Source organism: Rhodanobacter denitrificans (genome assembly GCF_003335105.1).
Lineage (GTDB): Bacteria > Pseudomonadota > Gammaproteobacteria > Xanthomonadales > Rhodanobacteraceae > Rhodanobacter > Rhodanobacter denitrificans_A.
Genome location: NZ_QFWQ01000010.1, coordinates 21,302 through 43,229, shown reverse-complemented (window position 1 = coordinate 43,229; position 21,928 = coordinate 21,302). Strand labels below are relative to the sequence as shown.

The following is a 21,928-nucleotide window of genomic DNA, read 5'->3' as shown; positions in this document are numbered from 1 at the left end:
GCAATAACTGACCTGCCCAGGTTGGTATAGTGCACATTCCCCCCCATATCCGGCGTCCATGGACACCATTCGCATCCGCGGCGCACGCACGCACAACCTCAAGAACATCGACCTCGACCTGCCCCGCGACCAGCTGATCGTGATCACCGGCCTGTCCGGCTCCGGCAAGTCCTCGCTGGCGTTCGACACCATCTACGCCGAGGGCCAGCGCCGCTACGTGGAATCGCTGTCGTCCTACGCGCGGCAGTTCCTGTCGATGATGGAGAAGCCCGACGTCGACCACATCGAAGGCCTCTCGCCGGCGATCTCGATCGAGCAGAAATCCACCTCGCACAACCCGCGCTCCACCGTCGGCACGATCACCGAGGTGTACGACTACCTGCGCCTGCTGTACGCCCGCGTCGGCACGCCGCGCTGCCCGGACCACGGCATCCCGCTGGAGGCGCAGACGGTAAGCCAGATGGTCGATGCCATGCTCGCGCTCGACCCCGAGAAGCGTTACATGCTGCTCGCCCCGGTGATCCGCGAACGCAAGGGCGAGCACGTGCAGGTGTTCGAGCAATTGCGCGCGCAGGGCTTCGTGCGCGCGCGCGTCGACGGCACCGTGTTCGACCTCGACGCAGTGCCGCCGCTGGGGCTGCGCATCAAGCACACCATCGAGGCGGTGATCGACCGCTTCCGTCCGCGCGAGGACATCAAGCAGCGGCTGGCCGAATCGTTCGAGACGGCATTGCGGCTGGGCGATGGCCTGGTGATCGTCGCCAACATGGATGCCCCGGACGCGCCCGAACAGATGCTGTCCTCGCGCTATTCCTGCCCGGTCTGCGACTACTCGCTGCCGGAACTGGAACCGCGGCTGTTCTCGTTCAACTCGCCGGTGGGCGCCTGCCCCACCTGCGACGGACTGGGCGTGACCCAGGTGTTCGATCCGGCGCGCGTGGTCAGCCATCCGGAGCTGTCGCTGGCCAGCGGCGCGGTGCGCGGCTGGGACCGGCGCAACGCGCACTACTTCCAGCTGATCCTCTCGCTGGCCGCGCACTACGGCTTCGACGTGGACACGCCGTGGAACAAACTCCCTGCGGACGTCCAGAAGGCCGTCCTGTACGGCAGCGGCAAGGACCGGATCGCGTTCCGCTACATCACCGAACGTGGCGGCAAGGTCACCCGCGAGCACGCGTTCGAGGGCATCCTGCCGAACCTGGAACGACGCTACAAGGAAACCGAATCCGCCGCTGTGCGCGAGGAGCTGGCCAAGTACATCAGCGACCAGCCCTGCCCTGCCTGCGAAGGCCAGCGGCTGAACCGCTCGGCCCGCAACGTGTTCGTCGCCGACCACGCGCTGCCCGCGCTCACCCACCGCTCGATCGACGACGCGCTGGCGTTCTTCGAGGAGCTGAAGCTCACCGGCTGGCGCGGCGAGATCGCGGTGAAGATCGTCAAGGAGATCCGCGAACGGCTGAGCTTCCTCAACGACGTCGGCCTGAACTATTTAACCCTGGACCGCCAGGCCGACTCGCTCTCCGGCGGCGAGGCGCAGCGCATCCGCCTCGCCTCGCAGATCGGCGCCGGCCTGGTCGGCGTGATGTACGTGCTGGACGAACCCTCGATCGGCCTGCACCAGCGCGACAACGAGCGCCTGCTGGGCACGCTGACCCGCCTTCGCGACCTCGGCAACACGGTGATCGTGGTCGAACACGACGAGGACGCGATCCGCATGGCCGACCACGTGCTCGACATCGGCCCCGGCGCCGGCGTGCACGGCGGCGAGATCGTGGCGCAGGGCACAGTGCAGGACATGCTCGACTCGCCACGCTCGGTCACCGGCCAGTTCCTCTCCGGCGCGCGTGCGATCGAAGTGCCGAAGGAACGCCGCCAGCCGATCGACAACGATTCATGGCTGCAGCTGAAAGGTGCCAGCGGCAACAACCTCAAACACGTCGACCTGGCGATCCCTGCCGGGCTGTTCACCTGCGTCACCGGCGTCTCCGGCTCCGGCAAGTCGACCCTGGTCAACGACACCTTGTTCCGGCTCGCTGCCGCCGAACTCAACGGCGCCGGCACGCAAGCAGCGCCGTACAAGTCGGTGCAGGGCCTGCAGCTGTTCGACAAGGTGGTCGACATCGACCAGTCGCCGATCGGCCGCACGCCGCGCTCCAATCCCGCCACCTACACCGGCCTGTTCACCCCGCTGCGCGAGATGTTCGCGCAGGTGCCGGAAGCGCGCTCGCGCGGCTACACGCCCGGCCGTTTCAGCTTCAACGTGCGCGGCGGCCGCTGCGAGGCGTGCGAAGGCGACGGCATGCTCAAGGTGGAGATGCACTTCCTGCCCGACGTCTACGTGCCGTGCGACGTCTGCCACGGCAAGCGCTACAACCGCGAGACGCTGGAAATCCTGTACAAGGGCCACACCATCGCCGACGTGCTCGACATGACGGTGGAGGACGCGCTGAAGCTATTCGAGAACGTGCCGACCATCGCGCGCAAGCTCGACACGCTGCGCGCCGTGGGCCTCGATTACATCAAGCTCGGGCAGAGCGCGACCACGCTGTCCGGCGGCGAGGCGCAGCGCGTGAAGCTGTCCAAGGAGCTGTCCAAGCGCGATACCGGCAACACCTTGTACATCCTCGACGAGCCCACCACCGGACTGCACTTCCACGACATCGAGCAGTTGCTCGATGTGCTGCACCAGCTTGTCGACCAGGGCAACACCGTGGTGGTGATCGAACACAACCTGGACGTGATCAAGACCGCCGACTGGGTCGTCGACCTCGGCCCCGAGGGCGGTGCCGGCGGTGGCCGCATCCTGGTTGCCGGCACGCCGGAGACCGTGGCCGCCACTGCCGAATCGCACACCGGCCATTTCCTCGCGCCCCACCTGAAGCCGGCCAAGCCGAAACAGTCCGGCGCCCCCAAACGCATCAAGGCCGCCACCAAACACATTGCCTCGGCCGACAAGTACAAGCCGATGCGCGGAAGGAAAAAATCGTCATGAGCCCCACCAGGACCGTCGACGCCACCGGCGCGGGCGAACCGAATGCCGCGAGCGGCGAGCCGTTGTACGTGGCATCGATCGGCGTGCGCTGGCGCGACCTCGACGCGTTCAACCACGTCAACAACTCCAGCTACCTCACCTACCTGGAAGAGGCGCGACTGCAGTGGCTGAGCCACGTGCCCGGGCCGTGGTTCGACGAGCACGCGATGCCGGTGATGGCCGCCAGCCAGGTCAACTACCGCCGCCCCATCGCCTGGCCCGCGCAATTGCAGGTGCAGCTGTTCTGCGAGCGCATGGGCAACAGCTCGATGACGATCGCGCACCGCGTGATCGATGCCGAACGCCCCGACCAGCTGTACTGCGACGGCCACGTGGTGATGGTGTGGATGGACCCGGCCTGCGGCAAGCCGGTGCCGTTGCCGGAGGCGATCCGCAACGCCGTCGGATGACCGTCCCACGCTGCTAGGAGCTGCCCGGCTCCAGTTCCAGCGCCATGTACCAGGTACCCGGCACCGGATTGTCGTAATACGGCGCCACCGGGCGAAAACCCAGTGCGACATAGAGCTGCCGGGCCGCCTGCATCGAGGCCAGCGTGTCCAGCAGCACACGCGCATAGCTGGCCCCGGCGGCCCACGCGATCGCCGCTTCGGCCAGCCGCCGCCCCAGCGCCCGTCCGCGCGCCGCGGGCCTCACGTAGAGACGCTTGATCTCGCACACGCCCGGCTCAGGCCAGGGCCGCAGCGCCACGCAGCCGAGCGCTGCGCCCGCATCATCGCGCGCGAGCAGGATCACGCCCCGGGGCGGCGCGTATTTGCCGGGGAGTTGCGCCAGTTCCGCGCCGACGTCCTGGAACGAAAGATCGATGCCGAGGCTGTCGATGTATTCCGCGAACAAGCTTCGCACGATCTCGATGTCGTCCGGCAGGCGGGCTGGTGCGATGGCGATCGTCGAGGATGCAGACATGTTCGGTCACCCGCGGGAAACGGCTGCATCACGATAGCGAACCCATGCCGCCGGCGCCTGGACAATCCTGACCGGTGGCGCGGAATCGGCGCCCATGCCGGCATCGCCACGCAGGCGTGATGCCATCGGTGCACGACATGCAGGTGCCGTCGCTATGATGGCGGTCCGGTCCCCACGATGGAATGCGCCTGATGACGACAGCACATCGCCCCGCCCTTGCCCTCGCCTGCCTCGCCGCCCTCGCCGGCGCATCGGCGGCTAAGGCCGCCGACACTGCGGCGCTCACCCTGTACCGCAGCGACAGCCCGGCGCTGTACGCCAGCAGCAACGATGGCGCCAGCGTGGGGGACGGCTACGCAGTGGTGCGCGAACAGCGCATGCTGGATCTCGCCGCCGGCACGCACGACGTGGTGGTCGGCGACCTGCCGGACTCGCTCGACGCCGAGGCATTGGCGCTGGGCTTCCCCGACGGCGGGGCGAAGGTGCTGTCGCAGCGCCTGCTGCTGGCGCAAGGCGCGAATGCCGCGCTGACCGGCCTGGTCGGACGCGAGGTGGCCGTGCTCGGCGGCAATGGCGAGTCGCTGGCCAGCGGCAACCTGCTGCGCGCGGGCGACGGCCTGCTGGTGCGCGACGCCTCCGGCCGCAGCACCCTGGTTACGCACTACGCCGCCGTCCGCGCCACCGGCGCGGAGTTTCCCAGCGGCTCCAGCCTGCGACTGCGCGTGGATGCCGCCCGCGCTGGCTCGACCCGCGCCGTGCTCAGCTACCCCACCGCCGGCCTCGGCTGGCGCGCCGCGTACGTGGCCACGCTGCAGTCCGGCGCGGCCTGCCGCATGCAGTTCGAGTCGCGCGCCAGCATCGCCAACCGTAGCGGCCGCGACTGGCACGATGCACAGCTCACCTTGATCGCCGGCCAGCCGAACATGGCCAAGGCTTCGGCACCGCGGCCGATGGCGTCGATGGCGCGCGGCTTCAGCGCCAAGGCCGAAGCCATGCCGCAGCAGGACAGCCTCGGCGATTACCGCAGCTACACGCTGCCCGGCGCCATCGAGCTGCCCGACGGCAGCGTCAGCCAGGTGCCACTGTACGCCACGCGCACGCTGGACTGCACACGCACCGCGCTGTACGAGAACGGCAACAGCTACCTGCCGCCACGGCCGATCCTGGAACGCGACTACAACCTCGGCAGCAACAGCGCCATCGTCAGCACGCTGAAGCTGAAGGCGTTCGACAGCCTGCCGGCCGGCTACCTGCGCGTACTCACCGTCGACAGGAACGGCACGCCGCAATTCATCGGCGAAGGCCGCATCGACGACACCCCGAAAGGCAGCGACGCCACTATCACCCTGGGCACCGCCTTCGACCTGCGCGCGACGCGCGAGCGCACCGCCTTCCACGTCGACAAGGCCGGCCGCACGCTGGACGAGACGTTCCGCATCAGCCTAGGCAATGCCGGCGACAGCGCCCGCACGGTGACCGTGCGCGAGCATCCCGGCCGCTGGCGGCAGTGGACGCTGCTCTCCTCCAGCAGCAAGCCGAGCGAACAGACGCCGGACACGCTGGAATTCCGCGTCGAAGTGCCGGCCAACGGCAAGGCCGTGCTGGACTATGCGGTGCGCTACAGCTGGACCGCCGACGAACAACCACAGTAATCCCGACCGGAGTTTTCCATGCTCAACCTCACCAACCATGACCTCGGCATCCGCGAGATCCAGCTCGCCCGCCCGCCGGTCAACGCGCTGAACCTGGAGCTGCTGCGCGCGCTGCATGCCGCCATCGACGACAGCGTGCGCGACGGCGTGCGCGGCATCGTGCTGTCCGGTGCGCAGGGGCTGTTCTCCGCCGGCGTCGACGTGCCGGCCCTGCTGCAGCGCGACCGCGACGGCGTGCGCGAATACTGGCGCGAGTTCTTCGCGCTGTGCGGCGCCCTGGCCCGCGCGCCGATCCCGTTGGTCGCGGCCATCACCGGCCACAGCCCGGCCGGCGGCGCGGTGCTGGCGCTGTTCTGCGATTACCGGGTGATGGCCGAAGGCCCCTACCGGATCGGCCTCAACGAAGTGCAGGTCGGGCTGATCGTGCCCGAGGCGATCCAGCTGGCGCTGCGCCGCGTGGTCGGCACCTACCGCGCCGAACGCCTGCTGGTCGCCGGCGCGATGATCGAATCGTCCGAGGCGCTGGCCTGCGGCTTCGTCGACGAACTCACCGGCGTCGACCAGGTCGCCGTACGTGCACGACACTGGCTGGGTGAACTGCTGGCGCTGCCGTCACACGCGATGCTGGCCACGCGCACCCTCGCGCGGGCCGACCTCGCCGGGGCGTACGCCGACCCGGATGCGCTGCCGCTGGACGATTTCGTCGACGCGTTCTTCCATCCGCAGACGCAGGCCACGCTGCAGGCGCTGGTGGCGCGGCTGAAGGGCAAGAGCGAGAAATGAGTGGAGAGTGATGAGGAAAGAGTGCGAAAGCCGATGCTTCATCGCGCTTCCCGCACATCCACGCTCACTCCTCGCCCGTCGCTACTGGCCGCGACGGGTCGCTGACCCAGCCGCTCCATGACGGCGCGTACAGCCGCGAGCCGTGCAAGCCAGCGTGTTCCATCGCCAACAGGTTGTAGCAGGCGGTGACGCCGGAGCCGCACATGTGCACGACTTGGTCGGGCGGCGCGTCGCCCAGCACCGCGGCGAATTCCTCGCGCAACTGCGCCGGCGGCTTGAAGCGGCCGTCGGCGAGCAGGTTGTCGAGGTAGGGCCGGTTGCGTGCGCCCGGCACGTGGCCGGCGGCGCGGTCCAGCGGCTCGACCTCGCCGCGATAGCGCGCGGCGGCGCGGGCGTCGAGCAGCAGCCGCGCGGCATGCAGCGCGGCATGGTCGACGATCACCTGCCGCGCGTCGTAGGGCAGCATCACCTGCGTCGGCGTGCGCGCCGGCACCGCGATTTCCACCGATTGCCCGGCGGCCTGCCACGCGGCGAAGCCACCGTCGAGCACCGCCACCGCGCGCACACCGGCCAGCCGCAGCAGCCACCACAGCCGCGCCGCCGCCAGCGCGCCTGGGCCGGCGTCGTAGCAGACCACCTGCTGCCGCGGCGTCCAACCCCAGCGGCCGACTACGGCGCTGAACGCGTCCGCCGCCGGCAGCGGATGACGCCCCAGTCCTTCGCGCACGCGCGACATGTCGGAAAGATCCCGCTCGAGATCGGCATGCACGGCGCCGGGAATATGCCCGGCCAGGTAGCTGCGCTCGCCTTGCGTGCGATCGGCCAGGTCGACGCGGCAGTCGACGATCAGCACTTCGTCCGCGGGCAACGCGGCCAGCGCGGCGACGTCGATCAGGGTGGTCTTCAGTGTCATGTCCGTCCCATCCTCTCCAGCAGGTTGTGCAGCATGGCGGCGGTGGCGCCCCAGATGCGGTGGCCACCGTGGACGAACTCCACCATCGACCGGCGATGGCCGCGAAACTCCATCGTGTAACGGCGCAGGTTCGCCGGCTCCAGCAGGAACGCCAGCGGCACCTCGAATACTTCGGCCACCTCGTCCGGTGCCGGATACAGCCGGGCCTCGGCGGCGATCCGTGCCACCACCGGCGTGATGCAGTAGCCACTGATCGTCTCGAAGCGGTCAAGGTAACCCAGCGGCGTCACCAGCCTGCGGTCGAGGCCTATCTCCTCCTCGCTCTCGCGCAGCGCGGTGGCCAGCGCGCCGTCGTCACCCGGTTCGCTGCGACCGCCGGGAAAGGCCACCTGGCCAGCATGCGCCTGCAGGTGGTCGGTGCGCACGGTAAGCACCAGCCGCGGCTGCACGCCTTCGCGAAAACCCACCAGCACCGCGGCCGGCAGGCGCCGGCTGTCGCCGAGAAGTTCGGTCATGTCGGCGTGGTTCCAGCCGGGCCCGCTCGGCGGCGCCGACAACGGCCGCAGCGCGGTCACCAGTTCGTCGATCACGGCGACGGCCGCAGGGGCAGCACGTCGCGCATCATGCGCAGCCGCTCGGCGTCGCTCATCCCGCGCCAGCGGCCGATTTCCTCGCCGGTGCGGCGACAGCCGACGCAGTAGCCGTCCGCATCCAGTCGGCAGATGCCGATGCAGGGCGTCAATGGCAGGGTGAGTGCGGAATGATCAGGGGCGTTCGGCATGCCCCGCCATGCTACCACCGGGGCAACTTACGGCTGGCCGGGCGCGGACTTGATCGCAAGCAGTTCGATCTCGAACACCAGTGCCTCATTCGGCCCGATCCGCGGCAGCGCGCCGGTTTCGCCGTAGGCCAGCTGCGGAGGTATCACCACCTTCCAGCGGTCGCCCACGTGCATGCGCGGGATCACGTCCTGCCAGCCGCGGATCACCTTGTCGACGCTGAAGGTGACCGGCGCGCCATGCGCCCAGGTGCTGTCGAATTCGGTGCCGTCGACCAGCATGCCGCGGTAGTTCACGGTGACCTCGCTGGTGACCGTCGGGCTGACCGCGCCGTCGCCCTTGCTCAGCACCGCGTACTGGATGCCCGAGGGCAGTTGCACTACGCCCGGCTGTCCGCGATTGCGCGCCATGTACTCGGCGCTCTTGCGCGCGTTGGCGGCGGCGATCCGCTTGAACTCGGCCAGCGCCTCGGCATGCATCTGCTGGTCGAGGCGCTGCAGCTGCTGGTGCATCTCCTGCATCGGCACGCTGGGATGGCGCTTGGCGTAGGCGTCCTGGATCGCCCGCACCAGCACGGGGATGTCCACCTCCGGCCGGCCGTTGGCGAACTGGCTGCCGATCTGGTAGCCGATCGCGTAGGACAGCTTGGCCTTGTCGGGCTTCGGCGGCGCGGTTGCCGCCCTGGCGCCGTTCTGCGCATGCGCCGCGCCGCACAGCACCAGCAACATGCCGAACAGCCCGCAACGCAGATGTGTCATGCCTTTCTCCACCAATGCCTTCCCTATCGCGACCGTCTCGATCCCGCCGGGCCATCCTAAGCGGTTCGCCGGTTTCGTGCAGCGACGGCGTCTCGGCTTGAGAAACCCGGCGGCAACAAAGGTTCCCGCTGCTACCATCGCGGCTTCGCATCCATCGGGAGCCGTTCATGGCCTATCGCAACCTGGAAATCGGCAACCGCGGCGCGGTGCGCACGATCGTTGTCAACCGCCCCGACAAGCTCAACGCGCTCAACCGCGACACCCTCAACGAGCTGACCCTCGCCTTCGTCCAGGCCGCACAGGACGACGCCGTGCGCGTGGTGGTGCTGACCGGCGCAGGCGAGAAGGCTTTCGTGGCCGGCGCCGACATCGCCGAGATGAACGGCTACACGCCGGTGCAGGCGCAGGGCTTCTCGCGCACCGGCCAGCGCCTGATGAGTTCGATCGAGCGGCTGGGCAAACCGGTGATCGCGCGCATCCAGGGCTTCGCGCTGGGCGGCGGCATGGAGCTGGCGATGGCGTGCCACCTGCGGGTGGCCAGCGAGAAGGCGAAGTTCGGCCAGCCGGAAATCAACCTTGGCCTGATCCCCGGCTTTGGCGGTACCCAGCGCCTGCTGCGCCTGGCAGGCCGCGGCGCGGCGCTGGAGCTGTGCCTCACCGGCACGCCGATCGGCGCGCCGCGGGCGTACGAGCTGGGCATCGTCAACCGCGTGGTCGCCCCCGAAGCGCTGGACGGGGCCGTGGACGCGCTGGCCGACCAGCTCGCCGCCGCCGCACCGCTGGCTGCCGCCGGCATTCTCGACGCTGTACTGCAGGGCGGCGAAGCCTCCATCGACCAGGGACTGGAGTTCGAGACCCAGGGCTTCGCGCTGGCGTTCGCCACCGAGGACATGCGCGAGGGCACCGGCGCGTTCCTGGAGAAGCGCAAGGCGCAGTTCAAGGGGCGTTGAAAGGAAGTGCAACGTAGGGCGGGCACTGGCCGCCGGCTTTTCGGTTCCCGAGCAAAGCGGCGGCCGGTGCCCGCCCTACTTCATGATTGCGTCGAATTTTCGCGCCCGCGGTCACCGCCAAGTTCAGGCGATTTTCCGGCGGCGCCAGCCGGCAGACGACGTGCGAGGTGATGGCGCACGGCAGGTTCTGCGCCAGGTTGAAGTCGAGCAGCACCTTGCCACCCTTCGGCGGCGCTGCCCACGCCAGATAGCCATCCGCCTGCTTCAGCTGTTCGATACGCTCGATGCGCGCCTGCGCCACCGCGGTAGCGTAATCCTCCGGCGCGGCGGCGGCGGCGGGAAACGCGGCCAGCAGGCCCAGCGCGGCGAGTGCGCACCACTCAACGATGCGAACCACGGTAGTTCTTCTCGCCGGCGGTGACGCGCAGATCCAACCGGTTTTCCGGCGGCGCCAGCGGGCAGGTGGCGAACGGGGTGAATGCGCACGGCGGGTTGTAGGCCTTGTTGAAGTCCAGCACCACCTTGCCGTGCTGCGGCGGATCGACGTACAGGAAACGCGCGGCACCGTAGGTTTCCTTGCCGCTGGTGCGATCGGCGAACACGACGAAGTACTGCGCATCGCCCGGCACCTCGATCACCGGCAGGATCTCGAAGCGCTTGCCGTCACGGCTGAATTCCAGCTTGCCCGGCACCGGGTACTTGTCGATGGTGCCGATCACCGTGCCCATCTCCAGCGTCTCGCCCGGCGGCGCCGGCACCCAGGTCGCCTCGATCCGCCACGACGGGTCGATCGGGAACGCGTCGATGCCGGCGAAATGCTTGCGCGAGGGCGCCTCCGTGTCCTTCACCCGCAGCCCCTTGCGGCCATCGCGGTCGATCACGTAGAAGCTCGCGCTGCCGAACGCGACCTTGGTCGGAGCGGCATCGGCGGCGACGTGCGCATCGTCCAGCAGCGGCGCTTCGGCGATGGCCTTGTCGTCGATCGTCGCGCCGCTGTCCTTGTTCAACGCGATATGCAGGCCACCATCCGCGGCGAGCGTGACCACGCCCAGGTGCGCAGGGCCGACGCTCAGCACGATGTCGTTGTCGGCCGCGCTGCCGATGCGGTTGCTACCCGGCCGCAGCCACTCCAGGCCGATCAGGCTGAGCCAGCCGTCTGCCGCGGTGAGCCGCTCGACCCGGCCGGCGCGCCACTGCTCGATGCCTTGCTTGTAGTTGTCGATGTTGGCGGCTTGCACGGTAGCGACTCCCAGGATGGCGGCGGCAACAAACAGGCTGGCACGTATCATCAATAATCTCCGGCGGAGCGGTTTTCCCGAAATGCGTCAGCGCCCGCGCATGAACAACCGGTCGAGCTCGGCCAGGCTCAGCTGGACCCAGGTCGGACGCCCATGATTGCATTGCCCGGAACGCTCGGTCGCTTCCATCTCGCGCAGCAGCGCATTCATTTCAGGAAGCGTCAGGCGGCGCCCCGCGCGCACGGAACCGTGACAGGCCATGGTGGAGAGCAGTTCGTTCTCCAGCTCCTGCAGGCGGCGCGAGCTGCCGTGCTGGGCCAGCTCGGACAGCACATCGCGGCTGAGCTGGCTGACGTCGGCGCCCTCCAGCAGCGCCGGAATGCGCCGCACCACAATCGTCGTCGGACCGCTGCGCGACAGTTCCAGGCCCCATTCGGCCAGCGCCTCGGCGTGTTCCTCAGCGGCCGCCGCTTCCTTCGCACTGACCGCGATCGAGAGCGGCACCAGCAGCATCTGCGAGCGCAGGTTGCTGCAGGCGCGGCCGGATTTCAGCTTCTCGTAGGTGATCCGCTCGTGCGCCGCGTGCATGTCGACCAGCACCAGGCCGTGCGCATTCTCGGCCAGCACGTAGATGCTCTTGAGCTGCGCGATGGCGTAACCCAGCGGCGGCGCCTCGCCCTCCTCCGCAGCAGGCATCGGCGCGGACTCGATGGCGACGGACGACGGGGCGCCAAGCAATGCGGCGTACTCGGCCATCGGACTTTCACGCGTGCCCAGGCTGAGCCGGCTCTGGCTGAACTGGCCGGGCCAGGCCGCCGGACCGGACGGCGCGTACGCATGACCCGCCGCTGCCGGCGAAGCTTCCGCTGCCGACGGCGCACCCAGCCCCGCGCGCGTCTGCGCCAGCGCCTCGTGCAGGGTGCGGAACAGGAAGTCGTGCACCAGCCGCTGCTCGCGGAAGCGCACCTCATGCTTGGCTGGGTGCACGTTCACGTCGACACCGGCCGGGTCGAGTTCCAGGTACAGCACGAAGGCCGGATGACGACCATGGAACAACACGTCGGCGTACGCCTGGCGCACCGCATGCGCGACGATGCGGTCGCGCACCAGCCGGCCGTTGACGTAGAAATACTGCGCGTCGGCCTGCGCCCGCGACGCCGTCGGCAGGCCGACCCAGCCGGACAGGTGCAGCCCGGCCGAAGCGTGGTCGATGCGCAGGCTCTGCGCCGGGAAATCCTCGCCGAGCACCTCGGCTACCCGCTGCAACTGCGCCTGCTCGTCCCGCGCCGCCTTCCACACGCGCACCGGCTTGCCGTTGTGGCCGAGCCGGAACTCCACCGAACTGCGCGCCAGCGCCAGCGACTTCAGCAGGTCGTCGATATGCGCGAACTCGGTGCGCTCGGCGCGCATGAACTTCTTGCGCGCCGGCACGTTGTAGAACAGGTCGCGCACCTCGACGCTGCTGCCCGGCGGATGCTGCGCGGGGCGCGCCGCATGCAGCCGGCCGCCATCGACCTCAATGCGGAACGCGCCGTCATCGCCGCGCACGCGCGAAGTGAGCGCGAAGCGCGACACCGACGACATCGAGGCCAGCGCCTCGCCGCGAAAACCCATGCTGGCGACGTGCTCGAGGTCGTCGAAGCTGCCGATCTTGCTGGTGGCGTGCGCCGCCACCGCCAGCGGCAACTCATCGGCGTGGATGCCGCCGCCGTCGTCGCGCACGCGGATCAGCCGCGCCCCGCCGGCCTCGATGTCCACCTCGATGCGCGTGGCGCCGGCGTCGAGGCTGTTCTCGACCAGTTCCTTGACTACCGAGGATGGCCGATCGATGACTTCGCCGGCGGCGATCTGGTTGACGAGTTCGGGGGAAAGCGCACGGATGACTGCCATCCGCCAACTTTAGCAGCGAACGCGGGCCATGCCGCGAGCGACGGTCAGCCGGCCGGGATGGTCAGCGTGGTGCCAGCGCGGACCGCGTTGCTGTTGATCTGGTTCGCACTCTTCAGCGCGCTGACGCTGACGCCATACTGGCGCGCGATGCTGCCCAGGCTTTCGCCGCGGCCGACCTTGTGCACGTCGCGCGCGGCCGAGCCGGCGCGCAGCGCGACATCCCGCGCAGCGCCCGCATCATCGCGGCCCTCATCATCGCGGGATGCCAGCTGGACGCCGCTGCGACGGGCAGCCTCGGCGGCAAACCAGGTACCCGGCGGCGGGGTGGATTCGAAGTAGTTCTTCACGCCGTCCATCACCGCCTCGGCCAGTTTCTTCTGGTGCGTCGGATCGCGCAGCCTGCGCTCCTCGGCCGGATTGCTGATGAACGCGGTCTCGACCAGGATCGACGGTACGTCGGGCGAACGCAGCACCACGAAGTTGGCGCGCTCGACGTAGCCGCGGTGGGTCGGCCCCAGCTGGCCCAGCGCCTTGAGCACGTTGCCGGCGACCACGTCGCTGGCCTGCATCGCCCAGCCCTGCTGCAGGTCCAGCAGCACCTTGGCCAGGCTGTCGTCCTTGTCGTCCAGCGTGGTGCCGCCGATCAGGTCGGCCCGGTTCTCGCGATCGGCCAGCCAGCGTGCGGCCTCGCTGGTCTTGCCGCGCGGCGACAGTACCCAGACCGACGAGCCGCGGGCGTCGTCGTTGACGAAGGAGTCGGCGTGGATCGACACGAACAGGTCGGCGTTGTGCTCGCGGGCGATCTGGTAGCGCCGTTTCAGCGGAATGAAGAAATCGCTGTCGCGGGTCAGCACCGCCTTCATGCCGGGCTGGCGATTGATCTCCGCCGCCAGATTGCGGGCCACCGACAGCGTGACGTTCTTTTCGAGGGTACCGCCGGGGCCGTGCGCGCCCTGGTCCTTGCCGCCGTGGCCGGCGTCGATCGCCACCACCACCTGGCGCTGGCCATTGAGCATCGCCGCCGCCTGCTCGGCCGCCACCCGGCGGCTGTGCGTCGGGTTGCTGTATTGCGGAACCGGTGTCGCGGCCGGTGCGGCAACGGCTGCGGGCGCCGCTGGGGCGGCCTTGTCGGCAGCCCTGGGCGCGGCCTCCGCAACAGCGGCCGTGGCACCGTCGTTGCCGGGGTACAGATCCAGCACCAGCCGGTAATCCGAACCACTGGTCGGCTTCAGCACGAAGCTTTTCAGCTTGCTGGCGGGGGCGACCTGCGCGATCAGCTGCAGGCTGTCGTCGACGCGGGTGTGGCTGATGCCACGAAACAGGCCGTGCGCAGCCGGGCTGGAAAAATCGGCGGCGACGCGGCTGCCGGGCAGGTCGACCACCACCTGGCCATCCTTCCGCTCGATCGTGTAGCGAAGCGGGCCAGTGGCGTCGATTACCACGCGGGTGTATGCGGGGCCGGCCCAGACCCGCGCCCCTTTCACGTCGGCGGCACGCACCGCGCAAAGCGGCAGGGCCGCCATGATCGCGACGAGGACGACCCTACCCCAGTTGTTCAGGTAACCGCTCATGGGCCGCATTGAAACGCAGCCATGCATGGAATGCAAGAGGGTTTTCCCTTGAATATCCATGACCTGCAAGCTATTCGTCAGGTCACGTCAAGTTATGGCCGCTAGCCGCATCCTCCCGGCAGTTCCTTGGCGTCGACGTCGGGCCGGCAATTTCAAGGAAAAATCAGCACTTAGCCAGGCGCGCCAGCAGGCGTTCGCCACGGCCGGTGAAGGCCCGCCAGGCGGCCTGCCGACCCGCGCCGGCGTAGTCGAGGTGCAGTTCGAGATCCGCCGCCGGCAACGCGCCCGCGCCGCGCTCGGGCCACTCCACCAGCACCAGCGCGGCAGGGTCGGCCAGCGCGTCCAGCCCCAGCCACTCCAGTTCAGCGGGATCGGCGATCCGGTACAGGTCCAGGTGCCAGGCCGCCCGGTCGCGCGTCGCATAGCCCTCGATCAGGCTGTAGGTCGGGCTCTTGACCCGCTCGCCCACCTCCATGGCCGTCAGCAGGGCGCGGGCGAAACTGGTCTTGCCGGCGCCCAGCGGACCATGCAGGTAGAGCACCAGGCCGTCGTCCAGCACCTGCGCCAGGCGCGTGGCCAGCGCAGCGGTGGCGGCCTCATCGGGCAGCGGCCACGATCCGTCGGCTTGCTCATTCATGCTCGAACCCGCTTTCCGCCATGCCGTTGCCCAGAGCCCGCAGCGGAACCAGCAGGTCACCGGCCAGCAGGCCCCGCTCGCCGTGACGCGCGGCGCAATCGCCGGCGCGCGCGTGCAGGCCCACGCCGAGGCAGGCAGCCTGCCATGCACTGCAACCCTGCGCCAGCAAGGCGGCCACGATGCCGGTGAGCAGGTCGCCCATGCCGCCCGAGGCCATGCCGGGATTGCCCCACGGACAGACGTCCAGACGTCCATCCGGATCGGCGACCAGGCTGCCGGCGCCTTTCAGCACGACGACCGCACCATGCCTGCGCGCCAGCTCGCGCGCCGCGGCGAAACGATCCTGCTCCACCGCGGCGGTGGCCACCCCGAGCAGCCGCGCTGCCTCGCCCGGATGCGGCGTCAGCACGGCCGCTGCGCCGAACCGGCGCGGCTCTCGGGCAAGCAGGTTCAGGCCGTCGGCGTCGAGCACCAGCGGCTTGTCCGCCTCCAGCGCGGTGAGCCACAGCGCATGGCCCCAGGCGGCCTGCCCCAGGCCCGGCCCCAGGGCCAGCACGCTGGCCCGTTCGAGCAGCGACGCCAGCGCCTGCGGCCCGTCGATGCCGTGCGCCATCAACTCCGGCCTCGCGGCATTCAGCGCCGACACGTGCCCCGCCCGGGTCGCCACGCTGACCAGGCCGGCGCCGGCGCGCAGCGCCGACTCACCGGCCAGGCGCACCGCACCGGCCATGCCGTGGTCGCCGCCGACCACCAGCACATGGCCGTAGTTGCCCTTGTTCGCATGACGATGGCGGGGCGGCAAGGCCTCGGCGGCCAGCAATTGCGCGTCGGGCGACACGTCGGCGTAGACGCTGTCCGGCACGCCCAGCGTGGCCAGCTCGACCGCACCGGCCTGGTCCACCGCGCGGCCGGTGTACAGCCCGCGCTTGCCGGCGATGAAGGTGACGGTGGCATCCGCGCGGATCGCCGCGCCGGGACAGCTGCCGCTGTCCGTATCCAGCCCGCTCGGCACGTCCAGCGCCAGCACCGGACGGCCGCTGCCGTTGATCGCCTCGATCAGCTGCGCCGCCGCCGCTTCGGGAGCACGGTTGAGGCCGATGCCGTACAGCGCGTCCACGTGCAGTTCCGCCTCGGGCAAGTGACCCTGCGCATCCCACTGCCGTATCCGGCCACCGCCTGCCTCCCACGCGGCGCGCGCCGCCGCGGCGTCGCCATGCGAGGCACCGGTCAATGCCACCACCTCGACCTGCAGTCCCGCCTCGCGTGCCAGCACGCCAAGCAGGAAGCCGTCGCCGCCGTTGTTGCCGGGGCCGCAGTGGATGCAGATCTGCCGCACCTGCGGCCAGCGTCGGCGCAGGCTGTTGAGGGCGGCAAGGGCGGCGCGGCGCATCAGCTCGGGACCGGAAATGCCCAGCGCCGCCAGCGCGGCGCGCTCCATCGCGCGCAACTGCCCGACGGTATGGAGATTGCGGCTGTACGGGTGGACTGGCATGCGCGGATTATAGGCATGCGCCACGCCTACAATAGGCGGATGTCCAGCACCGAGATCCACCCTCCCGACTATGCCACCCTCGCCCGCGACATCAAGCGCTGGGCGATCGAGCTGGGTTTCGCCGAGGCCGGCATCAGCGGCACCGAACTGGGCGAGGACGAGCAACACCTGCTGCGCTGGCTCGAGCACGGCCACCACGGCGAGATGGAATACATGGCCCGCCACGGCACCCGGCGCACCCGCCCGGCCGAGCTGGAGCCCGGCACGCGGCGGGTGATCTCGGTGCGCATGGACTACATCCCGCCCGGTACCGCGAACGCCTGGGCGGTGCTCGGCGATGGCGAGGCCGGCTATGTGTCGCGCTACGCGCTGGGGCGCGACTACCACAAGCTGATGCGCGGGCGCCTGCAGAAACTGGCGGAGCGCATCCACGGCGTGGTCGGCGACTTCGGCTACCGCGCCTACGTGGACTCCGCGCCGGTGCTGGAGAAGGCGCTGGCGCGCAACGCGGGGCTGGGCTGGATCGGCAAGCACACCGTGCTGATCAACCGCCACGCCGGCTCGTACTTCTTCCTCGGCGAGCTGTACACCGACCTGCCCCTGCCGCCGGACGAGCCGGCCAGCGCGCACTGCGGTACGTGCACGCGCTGCATCGAGGTGTGCCCGACGCAAGCGATCCTCGGGCCGTACCGGCTCGACGCCAAACGCTGCATTTCCTATCTCACGATCGAGCTGAAGGGCAGCATCCCCGAAGAACTGCGCACGCCGATGGGCAACCGCATCTTCGGCTGCGACGACTGCCAGCTGGTATGCCCGTGGAACAAGTTCGCGCAGGCCACCGCCGAGCCGGACTTCGCGCCGCGGCACAGTCTCGACGGCGCCAGGCTGGTCGAGCTGTTTGCGTGGAGCGAGGACGAATTCCTCAAGCGCACGGAAGGCATGGCGATCCGCCGCACCGGCTACGAAGGCTGGCTGCGCAACATCGCGGTGGCGCTGGGCAATGCGCCGAAGTCAGCGGAAGCGATCGAGGCGCTCAACGCGCGCGCCGACCACCCTTCGGCGGTCGTGCGCGAGCACGTGGCGTGGGCGCTGGCGAAGCAGCAGGGCTAAGAGCCTGACCGAAGCCTCAGGCCGCGGCCATCTGCTTCGGAATGGAATGGTTGGTGTGGCTGATGCGGTTGCCCGGACCCGGCGCGATGTAGACGCAGGTGGGCTGGTACTGCTCCAGCTCCGCCTCGCTCAGCTGCGCAAACGCGGCGATGATGACGATGTCGCCCGCCTGCGCGCTGCGCGCGGCGCTGCCGTTGACCGAGATGATGCCGGAACCTTCCTCGGCGCGCAGCGCGTAGGTGACGAAGCGCTGGCCGCTGTTGACGTTCCAGGCGTGGATCTGCTCGTACTCGCGGATGCCCGAGGCATCCAGCAGCAGACCGTCGATCGCGATCGAGCCTTCGTAGTGCAGCTCGGCGTGGGTCACCGTGGCGCGGTGGATCTTGGCCTTGAGCATGTTCAGGTGCATGGCGTTACTTTCCGGCAGGTACAGCCTGCAAAGTCGGCGATTATCGAACCGTTGACGCTGCGCTGCAACATCAAGCGGCACGGGCCCGATATGCGGCCGGCTCAGTCGAACCGCAAGTTGTCGATCAGCCGGGTGTTGCCCAGGCGGGCCGCAATCAGTGCCACCAGCCCTTCGCGCTCGCCGTCGGCCGGCTCGGCCAGGTCCTCCGCGCGGCGAATCACCACGTAATCGGGCACGAAGCCGGCCCGCGCCAGGCGCGCGGCGGCGGTCTGCTCGACTGCCTGCCACGGGTGCCCCTGCGCCAGCAGCCCGCGCATCTTCTGCAGGGTGTCGTGGATCAGCGGCGCGCGCGCGCGCTCCTCGGCGCTCAGGTACTGGTTGCGCGAGCTCAGCGCCAGGCCGTCGTCGGCGCGCAGGATCGGCGCCGCCACCACCTTCACCGGCAGCCCCAGGTCGCGCACCATCCGCTCGACCACCTTGAGCTGCTGGAAATCCTTCTGGCCGAACACCGCCACGTCCGGCTGCACCAGGTTGAACAGCTTGCACACCACCGTGGCCATGCCGTCGAAGTGGCCCGGGCGGTGTGCACCCTCCAGCGTGTCGGTGATCTGCGGCACGCGCACGCTGACGCTGTGTTCCGGGCCGAACGGATACATCGTGGCTACATCCGGCGCGAACAGCAGGTCGCAATCCTGCTCGGCCAGCGCCGCCTGGTCCTGCACCAGGGTGCGCGGATAGCGGTCGTAATCCTCGTTCGGGCCGAACTGGGTGGGGTTGACGAACACGCTCGCCACCACCCGCTCGGTGCGCGCCCGCGCCAGCCGGATCAGCGACTGGTGGCCGGCGTGCAGGTTGCCCATGGTCGGCACGAAGCCCACCGTCTGACCCTTCTCGCGCCAGCCGCGGATCGCGGCGCGCAGGGAGGGGGCATCTTGTACGGTCTGCATGCGGCGGACTCGCTGGTCAGTTGAAGCAGTGTTCGGGGGCCGGAAATGCGCCGCTACGCACGTCTTCGGCGTACGCGGCGATCGCCGCGGCGACAGAATCACGCCCGGCCAGGAAATCCTTGCTGAACTTCGGACGCTTGCCCGGGGTGATGCCGAGCAGATCGTGGATCACCAGCACCTGGCCGTCGCAATGCGGGCCGGCGCCGATGCCGATCACCGGGATCTTCAGCGCCGCGGTCACCCGCTGGCCCAGCTCGACCGGCACGCCCTCCATCACCAGCAGATCCGCCCCGGCCGCCTGCACCGCCAGCGCCTCGGCCAGCACGCGATCGGCCGCCTCCTGCTCGCGGCCCTGGATCTTGAAGCCGCCGAACTTGTGCACCGACTGCGGGGTGAGGCCCAGGTGCGCGCAGACCGGGATTGCGCGTGCGGTGAGCGCGGCGGTCGCCTCCAGGATATGCGGCGCGGCGCCCTCGATCTTCACCATCGCCGCGCCGGCCTCGCCCACCAGCCGCGCGCCCGCTTCCAGCGCGTGCGCCACGTCGCGGTCGGCCATGAACGGCAGGTCGGTCACCAGCAAGGTGGCCGACAGCCCGCGCGCCACCGCGGCGGTGTGGTAGACCATGTGCTCCAGCGTCACCGGCAGCGTGCTGTGGTGCCCCTGCACCACCATGCCGAGCGAATCGCCGACCAGCGCGATGTCAATGCCGGCCGCCTCCAGTTGCCAGGCGAAACTGGCGTCATAGGCGGTGAGCATGACGATGCGCTGTCCCTGCGCCTTCATCGCGCGCAGGCCGGGTACGGTCACTGGCTTGCGCTCGGGGGCACTGGCGTTCTGCACGTACACGGCAATTCCTGAAAGTGGGGGAGACCGCGGATTATCCGGCGCGGCAGCGTGGAGGCTCAAGCCACCCGTTCGCAGCCTGCCTGGTCGAGCAGCGGCAGCAGCTCGGCCACCATGCCCTGCCCGGGCAGACGCAGCGTGGGCGCAATATCGTGCAGCGGCAACAGCACGAACGCGCGTTCGGCCATGCGCGGGTGCGGCAGGGTCAGCCGCGCGTCGTGCAGTTGCACTCCATCGACGTGCAGCAGGTCCAGGTCCAGCGTGCGCGGCCCGTTGCGCTCGGCGCGCACGCGGCCGGCGCGCCGCTCGATCGCCAGCAGGGCATCCAGCAGGGCATGCGGCGACAACGCGGTATCCAGCTCCGCCGCAGCATTGATGAACGGCGGTTGCTGCAGCACGCCCCACGGCGGCGTGCGGTACAGGTGCGAACGCTGCAGCAGGCGGGTTTGCGGCAACCGTGCCAGCTCGTCCAGCGCATCGAGCAATTGCTGCCGCGGGTTGCCGAGGTTGCTGCCCAGGGCGACGTAGGCCAGGGTCACGCGGAGCCCGATTTGTTACCCGGCCGGCGGCGCCGCCGGCGCGGGCGCGGCGGCTTGGCCGCCGCCGGTGCCGGGGCATGGTGTTCGACGGCCCCGCCGCCGGCCGGCAGTGCCGCCGCCAGCACCTCCGGCGGCAGCTGCTGCGCATGCGCCCACCATTGCCCCAGCTCGCGCAGCGCCGGCGACTCGTCCGCGCGCAGCAGCAGGAAGTCGAACGCAGCGCGGAAGCGCGGATGCGCCATCAGGCGGAACACCCGCTTGCGCTGGACCTGCTCGAAGCGCGGCTGCAGCGACCAGATTTCTTCCATCGTGAAGGTGAACCGGCGCGGGATCGCCACGCGCTGGCACTGCTCGCCAACGACCTGGGCGGCGGCGCGCGACCATGCCTCGTTGCCTTCGATGCCGCGCGCGATCAGCTGCTGCGCCACGTCGCGCACTTCGCCCCACAGCAGCACCGCGAACAGGAACGCCGGAGTCACCGACTTGCCCTCTGCGATCCGCGCATCGGTGTTCGCCAGCCCCTGCTCGATCAGCGAGCGCAGGGCCTCGTCGCCGCGTCGAAGCGCACGCGCCGTGGCAGGGAACAGGAATTTCAGCAGGCCGCTCAGCTCCAGCATGCGGAAACTCTTCAGGCCGTTGCCGGCAAGGAACATCTTCAGCGATTCGTCGAACAGCCGCGCCGGTGCGGCGTCGGCCAGCAGCGGCCCAAGCGTCTCGAACGGCGCCATCGCGGCGGCGTCGATGCTCATGCCGAGCTTGGCCGCCAGCCGCGCGGCGCGCAGCATGCGCACCGGATCCTCGTGGTAGCGGATGTCGGGATCGCCGATCAGGCGCAACACGCGGTCTTCGAGGTCGCGCATGCCGCCGACGTAGTCGCGTACCGAGAAATCGCTGATGTCGTAGTACATCGCGTTGACGCGGAAGTCGCGGCGCACCGCGTCCTCCTCGATGGTGCCCCAGATGTTGTCGCGCACGATGCGGCCGTCGACGATGTGGCGATCGCCCTCGCCGCCCTCCTCGCCGGTGCCGCGGAAGGTGGCCACCTCGATGATCTCCGGACCGAACACCACGTGCGCCAGCCGGAAACGGCGGCCGATCAGGCGGCAGTTGCGGAACAGCTTCTTCACCTCGTCCGGGGTGGCGTCGGTGGCGACGTCGAAGTCCTTCGGCCGCAGCCCCAGCAGCAGGTCGCGCACTGCGCCGCCGACCAGGTAGGCCGCGTAGCCGGCTTCGTTCAGGCGGTACAGCACACGCAGCGCGGCCTTGCTGATGTTCTTGCGCGAGATGATGTGCTGATCGCGCGGAATGATCCGCAGCTCCAGCGTGGGGTCGGTCCTTGATTCGGGATTCAAGCGGTCGGGATCCTGGCAGGGCGGTTGCCCCTTCGGTTGCAATATATCGCGGTGCGCAACGCCGCGAATCGTCCCGGGGCGCGGGGGGCGCTGGCGCCGGCAGGACGTG

At 69.6% G+C, this 21,928-nt stretch carries 20 protein-coding genes and 1 pseudogene; 6 read left to right on the top strand and 15 right to left on the bottom strand.

Translation table 11 applies throughout. The features are described from left to right. The first annotated feature begins 58 nt into the window (after positions 1 to 58). Together uvrA and DEO45_RS15145 are read left to right on the top strand one after the other, a co-directional pair. Positions 59 to 2,992, top strand: a complete 2,934-nt coding sequence (uvrA, locus tag DEO45_RS15150) for an excinuclease ABC subunit UvrA (protein ID WP_114345343.1) — start codon at positions 59 to 61, stop codon at positions 2,990 to 2,992. Then, positions 2,989 to 3,441: an acyl-CoA thioesterase gene (locus DEO45_RS15145; protein ID WP_114345341.1), complete on the top strand. Its 453-nt coding sequence runs from the start codon at positions 2,989 to 2,991 to the stop codon at positions 3,439 to 3,441. Before uvrA ends, DEO45_RS15145 begins: the two co-directional genes overlap by 4 nt. A gap of 13 nt (positions 3,442 to 3,454) precedes the next feature. Here the strand turns inward: DEO45_RS15145 and DEO45_RS15140 are convergent, their stop codons facing one another. Then, entirely contained in the window at positions 3,455 to 3,955 is a 501-nt protein-coding gene (locus DEO45_RS15140) for a GNAT family N-acetyltransferase (RefSeq protein ID WP_114345338.1), read from the bottom strand. Positions 3,956 to 4,146: 191 nt separating this feature from the next. Here DEO45_RS15140 and DEO45_RS15135 point away from each other — a divergent pair, with 191 nt between their 5' ends. Both DEO45_RS15135 and DEO45_RS15130 read left to right on the top strand, forming a co-directional pair. Beyond that, positions 4,147 to 5,607, top strand: coding sequence for a DUF4139 domain-containing protein (locus DEO45_RS15135; RefSeq protein WP_114345479.1), 1,461 nt, complete (start codon positions 4,147 to 4,149; stop codon positions 5,605 to 5,607). 18 nt (positions 5,608 to 5,625) lie between these two features. Continuing rightward, positions 5,626 to 6,390: an enoyl-CoA hydratase/isomerase family protein gene (locus DEO45_RS15130; RefSeq protein WP_114345336.1), complete on the top strand. Its 765-nt coding sequence runs from the start codon at positions 5,626 to 5,628 to the stop codon at positions 6,388 to 6,390. 64 nt (positions 6,391 to 6,454) lie between these two features. On the opposite strand, the gene DEO45_RS15125 is transcribed toward DEO45_RS15130, so the two are convergent. The 3 genes and pseudogenes from DEO45_RS15125 to DEO45_RS15110 form a co-directional block, all read right to left on the bottom strand. Then, a complete protein-coding gene (locus tag DEO45_RS15125) occupies positions 6,455 to 7,303 on the bottom strand; it encodes a sulfurtransferase (protein WP_114345333.1) in 849 nt (282 codons plus the stop codon). Continuing rightward, positions 7,300 to 8,084 (bottom strand): annotated as a pseudogene (locus DEO45_RS15120) (NUDIX hydrolase). Before DEO45_RS15120 ends, DEO45_RS15125 begins: the two are co-directional and overlap by 4 nt. Before the next feature lie 27 nt (positions 8,085 to 8,111). Continuing rightward, complete coding sequence (locus tag DEO45_RS15110; RefSeq protein ID WP_114345477.1) at positions 8,112 to 8,840, bottom strand: FKBP-type peptidyl-prolyl cis-trans isomerase; 729 nt, start codon at positions 8,838 to 8,840, stop codon at positions 8,112 to 8,114. A gap of 167 nt (positions 8,841 to 9,007) precedes the next feature. Between DEO45_RS15110 and DEO45_RS15105 the strand changes: the two genes are divergently transcribed. After that, the gene (locus DEO45_RS15105; protein ID WP_114345326.1) at positions 9,008 to 9,790 is read left to right on the top strand and encodes an enoyl-CoA hydratase/isomerase family protein; all 783 of its coding nucleotides are present in this window, start codon (positions 9,008 to 9,010) and stop codon (positions 9,788 to 9,790) included. On the opposite strand, the gene DEO45_RS16850 is transcribed toward DEO45_RS15105, so the two are convergent. From DEO45_RS16850 to DEO45_RS15075, 6 genes are all read right to left on the bottom strand, one after another. Beyond that, complete coding sequence (locus tag DEO45_RS16850; RefSeq protein WP_428992453.1) at positions 9,777 to 10,187, bottom strand: DUF1684 domain-containing protein; 411 nt, start codon at positions 10,185 to 10,187, stop codon at positions 9,777 to 9,779. The genes DEO45_RS15105 and DEO45_RS16850 overlap by 14 nt on opposite strands. Then, positions 10,171 to 11,079, bottom strand: a complete 909-nt coding sequence (locus tag DEO45_RS15095) for a DUF1684 domain-containing protein (RefSeq protein WP_114345324.1) — start codon at positions 11,077 to 11,079, stop codon at positions 10,171 to 10,173. Before DEO45_RS15095 ends, DEO45_RS16850 begins: the two co-directional genes overlap by 17 nt. A 36-nt stretch (positions 11,080 to 11,115) precedes the next feature. After that, the gene (gene mutL, locus DEO45_RS15090; RefSeq protein ID WP_114345315.1) at positions 11,116 to 12,918 is read right to left on the bottom strand and encodes a DNA mismatch repair endonuclease MutL; all 1,803 of its coding nucleotides are present in this window, start codon (positions 12,916 to 12,918) and stop codon (positions 11,116 to 11,118) included. A 44-nt stretch (positions 12,919 to 12,962) separates the two neighbouring features. Next, positions 12,963 to 14,489 (bottom strand): N-acetylmuramoyl-L-alanine amidase, encoded by a 1,527-nt coding sequence (locus DEO45_RS15085; RefSeq protein WP_114345313.1) that lies wholly within the window; start codon positions 14,487 to 14,489, stop codon positions 12,963 to 12,965. Between the two features lie 163 nt (positions 14,490 to 14,652). Then, the gene (gene tsaE, locus DEO45_RS15080) at positions 14,653 to 15,126 is read right to left on the bottom strand and encodes a tRNA (adenosine(37)-N6)-threonylcarbamoyltransferase complex ATPase subunit type 1 TsaE (RefSeq protein ID WP_114345310.1); all 474 of its coding nucleotides are present in this window, start codon (positions 15,124 to 15,126) and stop codon (positions 14,653 to 14,655) included. After that, a complete protein-coding gene (locus DEO45_RS15075) occupies positions 15,119 to 16,618 on the bottom strand; it encodes an NAD(P)H-hydrate dehydratase (protein WP_114345307.1) in 1,500 nt (499 codons plus the stop codon). The genes tsaE and DEO45_RS15075 overlap by 8 nt, the downstream gene beginning before the upstream one ends. A gap of 15 nt (positions 16,619 to 16,633) precedes the next feature. Here DEO45_RS15075 and queG point away from each other — a divergent pair, with 15 nt between their 5' ends. Continuing rightward, positions 16,634 to 17,728 carry a tRNA epoxyqueuosine(34) reductase QueG gene (queG, locus tag DEO45_RS15070; protein WP_114345305.1) on the top strand — a complete coding sequence of 365 codons (1,095 nt, stop codon included), beginning with the start codon at positions 16,634 to 16,636 and terminating at the stop codon, positions 17,726 to 17,728. A gap of 16 nt (positions 17,729 to 17,744) precedes the next feature. On the opposite strand, the gene panD is transcribed toward queG, so the two are convergent. The 5 genes from panD to pcnB form a co-directional block, all read right to left on the bottom strand. Next, positions 17,745 to 18,137 carry an aspartate 1-decarboxylase gene (gene panD, locus DEO45_RS15065; protein WP_114345303.1) on the bottom strand — a complete coding sequence of 131 codons (393 nt, stop codon included), beginning with the start codon at positions 18,135 to 18,137 and terminating at the stop codon, positions 17,745 to 17,747. A gap of 101 nt (positions 18,138 to 18,238) precedes the next feature. Next, positions 18,239 to 19,084 carry a pantoate--beta-alanine ligase gene (gene panC, locus DEO45_RS15060; RefSeq protein ID WP_114345301.1) on the bottom strand — a complete coding sequence of 282 codons (846 nt, stop codon included), beginning with the start codon at positions 19,082 to 19,084 and terminating at the stop codon, positions 18,239 to 18,241. A gap of 16 nt (positions 19,085 to 19,100) precedes the next feature. Beyond that, positions 19,101 to 19,931, bottom strand: a complete 831-nt coding sequence (gene panB / locus DEO45_RS15055) for a 3-methyl-2-oxobutanoate hydroxymethyltransferase (RefSeq protein WP_114345299.1) — start codon at positions 19,929 to 19,931, stop codon at positions 19,101 to 19,103. A gap of 56 nt (positions 19,932 to 19,987) precedes the next feature. Further along, complete coding sequence (folK, locus tag DEO45_RS15050; RefSeq protein ID WP_114345296.1) at positions 19,988 to 20,467, bottom strand: 2-amino-4-hydroxy-6-hydroxymethyldihydropteridine diphosphokinase; 480 nt, start codon at positions 20,465 to 20,467, stop codon at positions 19,988 to 19,990. Further along, positions 20,464 to 21,819 (bottom strand): polynucleotide adenylyltransferase PcnB, encoded by a 1,356-nt coding sequence (gene pcnB / locus DEO45_RS15045; protein WP_114345294.1) that lies wholly within the window; start codon positions 21,817 to 21,819, stop codon positions 20,464 to 20,466. The genes folK and pcnB overlap by 4 nt, the downstream gene beginning before the upstream one ends. Between the last annotated feature and the right edge of the window lie 109 nt (positions 21,820 to 21,928).